This is a genomic window from Endozoicomonas sp., assembly GCF_051008435.1.
Lineage (GTDB): Bacteria > Pseudomonadota > Gammaproteobacteria > Pseudomonadales > Endozoicomonadaceae > Endozoicomonas_A.
Genome location: NZ_JBPCXO010000059.1, coordinates 1 through 6,561, shown reverse-complemented (window position 1 = coordinate 6,561; position 6,561 = coordinate 1). Strand labels below are relative to the sequence as shown.

At 48.4% G+C, this 6,561-nt stretch carries 6 protein-coding genes; 2 read left to right on the top strand and 4 right to left on the bottom strand.

The features are described from left to right. Positions 1 to 176: 176 nt before the first annotated feature. The 3 genes from ACR2PX_RS02755 to ACR2PX_RS02745 all read right to left on the bottom strand — a co-directional run bounded on the left by ACR2PX_RS02755 (position 177) and on the right by ACR2PX_RS02745 (position 3,750). Positions 177 to 1,217, bottom strand: coding sequence for a hypothetical protein (locus ACR2PX_RS02755; RefSeq protein ID WP_433997829.1), 1,041 nt, complete (start codon positions 1,215 to 1,217; stop codon positions 177 to 179). A gap of 373 nt (positions 1,218 to 1,590) precedes the next feature. Next, positions 1,591 to 2,754 (bottom strand): methionine adenosyltransferase, encoded by a 1,164-nt coding sequence (gene metK, locus ACR2PX_RS02750; RefSeq protein WP_433997828.1) that lies wholly within the window; start codon positions 2,752 to 2,754, stop codon positions 1,591 to 1,593. A gap of 27 nt (positions 2,755 to 2,781) precedes the next feature. Further along, positions 2,782 to 3,750 carry an ArsR/SmtB family transcription factor gene (locus ACR2PX_RS02745; RefSeq protein ID WP_433997827.1) on the bottom strand — a complete coding sequence of 323 codons (969 nt, stop codon included), beginning with the start codon at positions 3,748 to 3,750 and terminating at the stop codon, positions 2,782 to 2,784. Positions 3,751 to 4,059: 309 nt separating this feature from the next. On the opposite strand from ACR2PX_RS02745, the gene ACR2PX_RS02740 reads away from it, so the two are divergent. Further along, positions 4,060 to 5,478, top strand: a complete 1,419-nt coding sequence (locus tag ACR2PX_RS02740) for an ATP-binding protein (protein WP_433997826.1) — start codon at positions 4,060 to 4,062, stop codon at positions 5,476 to 5,478. Beyond that, positions 5,450 to 6,130 (top strand): response regulator, encoded by a 681-nt coding sequence (locus tag ACR2PX_RS02735; protein WP_433997825.1) that lies wholly within the window; start codon positions 5,450 to 5,452, stop codon positions 6,128 to 6,130. Before ACR2PX_RS02740 ends, ACR2PX_RS02735 begins: the two co-directional genes overlap by 29 nt. 3 nt (positions 6,131 to 6,133) lie before the next feature. Here ACR2PX_RS02735 and ACR2PX_RS02730 read toward each other — a convergent pair whose 3' ends face one another. After that, complete coding sequence (locus ACR2PX_RS02730) at positions 6,134 to 6,397, bottom strand: hypothetical protein (RefSeq protein WP_433997824.1); 264 nt, start codon at positions 6,395 to 6,397, stop codon at positions 6,134 to 6,136. Positions 6,398 to 6,561: the final 164 nt, after the last annotated feature.

The following is a 6,561-nucleotide window of genomic DNA, read 5'->3' as shown; positions in this document are numbered from 1 at the left end:
AGAACGAGTCGAATTATTCGATGGATTCGTGAGAATAGTTGACCTATTTAATCGAATTCATCGAATAATTGGGCCGTTCTTTCTGGAATTTAGGCCGAAATTGTCTTAAGTCCGACAGGCTCCTAGCGCCCTGTGCATCTCCAGACGCTATTCTGGCTTCAACCACCCGGTTATAATCACCTTTTTTCGAACGCTTCTTTCTCAAGAGCCTGTGCTTTTGTTTTCCATTCTTTGATCTCGCCTGGCAATGACTTGAGTTTTTCCTCCAACTCTATCTTCTGCTTTTTTAGATCATCCACTTCTGCATCAAGGCCCTGAACTTCTTCACGTTTTCTTTTGCGAGCGACCTGTGCTGAAAATTTATTCTTATTCCTGCGGCGCCACTCTTTCATAACAGCTACATCAGTATCTTTCAACTCATTGTTTGCAAGCATGGCATTGAAATCATCAACCGGCATATTGGTCAACTTATCTTTTGTTACCCGCTCACCGATGGTCTGCCCGTTTACTGGACATTTTCTGGCAGCTTCATCAGCCATCAGTTTTTCCGCAACCCCTTCAAGATTTTTACCCATAAAGGTCGCTGACTTGGGCTTCTTTGACTTACCCGCTTTCGCTATAGGTCTTGACGCCTGAACCACTGCCTCAGAAGCTTCCGGTGGCGTTGAAGCAGCTATTCCGGAGCCATGGGGGTAATCACTGCCTGTAGATGAAGTGGCTGTGGTTAAGAGATTCAACGGATTGATGCCACCGCTCCATCCTTCAAATGATATCCCTGAAGTATTAACCAGCTCCATCGCCATTCTCTCCATTTCAGGGTCCATTGTTACGCCGGGTAGAGGCAGTGCAGGCACGGGATCACTGCCTATTAATCCAGCAAGAAAACCACCTGGATCCTCATCAAAATCAAAACCGAAAAGACTCCCTCCGCTCTCACCTGTAAGCACTGGAGTAGTCATGGAATGTCCACTATCTGCATTAAATCCAGACAGCATAGAACCAGAAGAAGGAACAACGGATATTGGAGTATTTAATGATATCGAAGGAGCAGATGTACTGACTCGAACAGGATTATGACCGTCTTGAATGTAGGGCGTCGGCGGCACACTAGTGACAGAAGAGCTATTAAACTGTCCCATCAATGCTTTACCTGCCGTTGTCAGACCAAGTCTTGGAGCAAACAAGTCACTACCATCATTTGTAAACAAAATATCCATAACTACGTCCCTGTCACTGTTAATTGAAGTCTGCCGCCGTCCTTTGAGGCTGTCGCAAAAGGGCTGCGCTTGCCGATACGTCGTTAAAAAATGACTCAAAATGCTCATTTACTGAATGTAAACTCCGCTTTTTCGTCATTTTTTGCCTTGTCTCGCCTGCGCTCGCTACCTTTTTCGACAACCTCCTTTGCTTCAGGCGTTTTCAGAATCCTTTAATTAGGAATACTTTATTTCTAGAGCCCAGAAGTTCTGAATGGTTCAAGACAGGGTTGTCAGAATAGCTGACAAAATCGTTTGATGGGCTTCTGTGGCAGGGGCTGTTGACATAAAAAAGGCCGCACATGGCAGCCTTTTCAGTAGAGATCTGTATCAATTACAGACCGGCAGCTGAACGCAATGCGTCAGCCTTGTCTGTGCGTTCCCAGGAGAACTCTTCCTCTTCACGGCCAAAGTGACCGTATGCAGCGGTTGCTCTATAGATAGGACGCTTCAGGTCCAGCATATCAACCAGCCCCTTTGGACGCAGGTCGAAGTTCTCACGAACCAGCTCTTCAATTTTGGCATCAGCGATCTTGCCAGTGCCGAAAGTATCGATAGAGATAGAAGTGGGCTCAGCAACACCAATCGCGTAAGACACCTGGATCTCACACTTGTCGGCCAGGCCAGCTGCCACTACGTTTTTGGCTACGTAACGACCAGCGTAGGCAGCAGAACGATCCACTTTGGATGGGTCCTTACCCGAGAAGGCTCCACCACCGTGACGTGCCATACCACCGTAGGTGTCCACGATAATCTTGCGTCCGGTCAGTCCACAGTCACCAACAGGGCCACCAATGACAAAGATGCCGGTTGGATTAATGTGGTACTTGGTGTTTTCATGCAGCCATTCTGCTGGCAGAACGGGCTTGATGACTTTTTCCAGAATTTCTTTTTGCAGCTCTTCCTGAGAAATTTCCGGATTATGCTGGGTAGACAGAACTACTGCATCAACGCTTTGAACCTTGCCTTCGCTGTTGTAACGCATGGTTACCTGGCTCTTGGCATCCGGGCGCAACCAGGGCAGAGTGCCGTTTTTACGCAGCTCAGCCTGTCGCTTAACCAGCTCGTGAGAGTAGTAGATAGGAGCAGGCATCAGTACAGGTGTTTCGTTGGTGGCATAGCCGAACATCAGACCCTGGTCACCAGCACCCTGTTCACGCGCATCTGTTTCATCAACACCTACAGCGATGTCCGGAGATTGTTTGCCAATGGCATTCAATACAGCCACGCATTCGCCATCAAAGCCCAGGTCACCATGATTGTAACCAATGTCAGTGACTACGCTACGAACCAGCTCTTCGATATCAACATAAGTGTCGGTACGCACTTCACCGGCTACAATCACCATGCCGGTTTTCACCATGGTTTCAACTGCAACACGAGCGTCCGGATCATCCTTGAGGATGGCATCCAGAATAGCGTCGGAAATCTGATCGGCAATCTTGTCCGGATGACCCTCGGAAACCGACTCGGAGGTGAACAGAGTATAATCTGCCATAGTCGTTTTTCGCCTCTTAAAAACTGTTCAACCCAGGGGTTTGAAAAACCGCCTGACCTGAATCTGAAAACCATTACGCAGCCCCAGATACTGGGACTCACCTATTTCCAGGCCTGCATCCTGTGCCCAACCATCAAGGTCTTGAGCATTGAATCCAAGCCATAAATCGCCACAGGATTCTCTTACCCAATCCTGATCATGACTGCTGAGCTCGCTGACCAACATACTGCCACTTGGTTTCAGCAGTCTTGAAACCCAGTTGAAGATACCGGAAGGGGTCGCTACATGGTGCAACACCATATTGGCTACTATGCAGTCAAACTGTCCTTCCAGAGCATTCAGGGTTTCTATCTCCCCATGAATAAACTCTACGTTTTCCAGGCCCCGCTCTTTTACTCTCTGCTGGCTGATGGCCAGCATTTCTCCGGAGTTGTCCACAGCATAGACCCGCTGAAAATTCTCACTCAGCGTTTCCAGAAAATCGCCCTCGCCCGGGCCCAGCTCCAACACTCGCTGATGGTCAGGTAATTCGGTTTTCTCCAGAACATCTGCGACACAACGGGCATAAAGATCATGGTCAGCAATTAATTCCTGATGCTGACGAAACTGATCTACATTCCGGGCAAAAAATGCCATGGACTGCTCAGCTCTCTGATCTTTCACCTTGATCAGGCGGTTCATCAGAGAAGACGACAACGACAAAGTGTCGACCGCTGAGAAAAGGGAACGTATGACATCACTGCTGATCCCTTCCTGGGGAGGCAAGGCCCGACGGTAAAAGACGGTATTGCCTTCCTTGCGGGTACTCACAAGTCCGGCCTGGGAGAGAACCTTGAGATGGTGGCTCATGGCAGGCTGACGCATATCGAAGAGGCTGCTGAGTTCCAGCACACCAAAAGAGTCGGTGCTCAGAACTCTCAATATCTCAAGCCTCAGTACATCGCCATACGCTTTTCCCAAAGCGGCCAGCTGCTCGACTGATCCTGATTCCGACACGCTAAGCTCCTTACGCTGCACCGTTGACTTCTGGCAAGTGGCCAAAAGGGTTCTACTCCATCTATCTAAAGCGGAAGTCTAGCAAGCACCACAAGGTATATCAAAACTTTTTGATATAGATGCTTATACGTGCCGACTGCATTCAACTAATTTGTACACACGTACAGCAATCGTTAACATAACGCTGCCTGCATAATGAGGCGTCAACAGCCGTGAGCAGGAAGTGCTGCTCACCCTGAAATACGAAATAGCTACAGAGCCTGATATGGCCGCACTCTCACTGTAGAAAACGTCTGGAAAGCAGTCACCATGAGCAGTACGTGGGCTTTACGTCGGTTTATCCCCATGGGTATTCAACCAAGAATAATGATCACTCTGATGGTCCTTGGAGTGCTGCAAATCGGTATCACCGGCATGGCCGGAATGTTCTATATCAAGGAACAACTGGAGCACCAGCTTGCTAAAAAAAATCTGGAGCAGGCCAGGACCCTCGCGCTGATTCCTTCTGTCAGGCAAGCTGTAAAAAAAGGTGACTCACCCACACTGCAAAAGCTGGTCACCGAAATGCACAAAGTTCTGGGTGTCAGCTTTGTAGCCATTGGTGACAAAAACGGAATTCGCCTGGCACACCGTCTGGAAAATCGAATTGGCTTGCCCATGATCGGCGGAGACAATGATTTAGCGCTCAAACACGGCCAGTCCTATATTTCCTCTGCTGTAGGCAGCATGGGCCCTTCAACCCGAGGCAAAGCACCGGTTTTTGATGACGATGGCCATATCATCGGGGTGATTTCAGTAGGGTATTTGATTAACGAGCTGGAATCCAAAGCCTCTGCTCAGGCAACACCACTGGCCATGGCCATTATGATTGCTCTGGGTCTCAGCATGATTGCCGCTACCCTGATCAGTCAAAAACTCAAGAGAACCATTCACGGTTTAGAACCCAGGGAGATCGCCTGGCGCTATACCGAACAGATTCAAAAATTAAACCAGCAGATTATCCAGGTTAAAAATTATGCCGATCTGTTACGGGTTCAAACCCATGAATACTCCAACAAACTCTCTACCATTTCCGGCCTGATTCAGCTGGGCGCCGTAGACCAAGCTGTTGAACTGATTCATAAGGAAAGCTCTGGCTACCAGTCCGTCATTGCCTTTTTGCAAAGTGCTATTCCCAACCCTGTGATCGCCGGTGTCATTCTGGGGAAATACCATCGCGCCAATGAACTGGGACTGACTCTGGATATTGATCCCGACAGTCACTTTGCCGATATCCCTGACGAACTGGATACCAGTCACATCGTGACCATTCTGGGCAACCTGATTGACAATGCCTTTGATGCCACGAGCAACAACCGTGAGTCTGGAATATCGCCCACTCCATTTCATGAAAATAAACACAAAACCCGAAATAGCAGCATTTCCACAATAAGCAGTAAACAAAGCAATAAAACCATCTTCCTTTCAATGACGGATATAGGCAATGACCTGATCATTGAGGTAGAAGATAATGGGGCAGGGATTCCGGAAACCCTGAAAAATACAGTGTATGAACTAGGTGCTACCAGCAAGGTAGGAGAAGGGCATGGTTATGGCCTATTCCTGGTAAAAGAGGCAGTAAAACAGCTTCAGGGTTATCTAACCTTTGATGATGTAAAGCCCGCAGGCACCCGCTTCACCGTCTATATACCGAAGTCGCATGAACAAACCAAAGATATTAATTGTTGAGGATGAGACAGGGATTGCTGAGCTGCACAGGATGGCTATTGAACGACTGAGTACGTTCGAAGTAACAGGTATTGCCACAAGCCTTGAGCAGGCCGTTCAAATGGTCACTGTGCTCAGGCCTGATCTGCTTTTGTTGGATGTTTATCTGCCCGATGGCACCGGAGTGGATCTGCTAAAACAGCTCCGCAGTGAAGGTATGCAGCAGGATGCCATCCTGATCACCGCAGCCCGGGAAGCAGCTACGCTGCAAGAAGCCCTTCACAGCGGGGTGTTTGATTACATCTTGAAGCCGGTGATTTACTCCAGACTGGAACAGTCACTTCAACGCTATCTCGAGTTCCGTCACCGTCTGGACAGCAGCAATGAACTCCAGCAGTCAGAAGTCGACAAACTGTTATCCAGTCAGCAGAACGCTGAAACTCGTGCTGAAGTCCTGCCCAAAGGCATCGACCAGATCACTTTGCAAAAGCTTCGAAAGTGTCTGGATACGACCGGTAAAAGCTTTAATGCTGATGAGATAGGACAATTAAACGGCATGAGCCGGACCACAGCCCGACGCTATCTTGAATTTCTCACCACCACGGGAGAGCTGCACTGTGACCTCGACTACGGCTCAGTAGGGAGGCCACAGCGGCTTTATCGCAAAAATTAAGCATTAGAGACGACGATCAGGCCAATGGTATTGAACCCAGTCATTCACTATTTTCCAGTAGTGATAAGTGATGCCTTCATCGGAATGCGCCTTGGCTTCAAGAGCTTTCTGGGATAAAAGACGCTTCTGGTGAATTTCAATATGTTTGGCCTGATTCAGTCGACGAGCATTGGCTCTGGAGAGCTCATCGTACTGTTTCAGAGAGCCAGACTTTTTGCCATCAGGTAATGGATCCGTGAACGCATACACTAACAAGTTCGCCAGCATCTGCCCTGCCATATAAATCAGATACTGGCTGTATTCCTTAGGACTTACGCATTGACAGCGTGTTCCGAAATTTGATAATTGACCCAAATGATTGTTTATCAGGGATGAAAGTGAGAAGTACTACTCGCCCGACTACCGCACGATGCACCCTTTCACAATACATG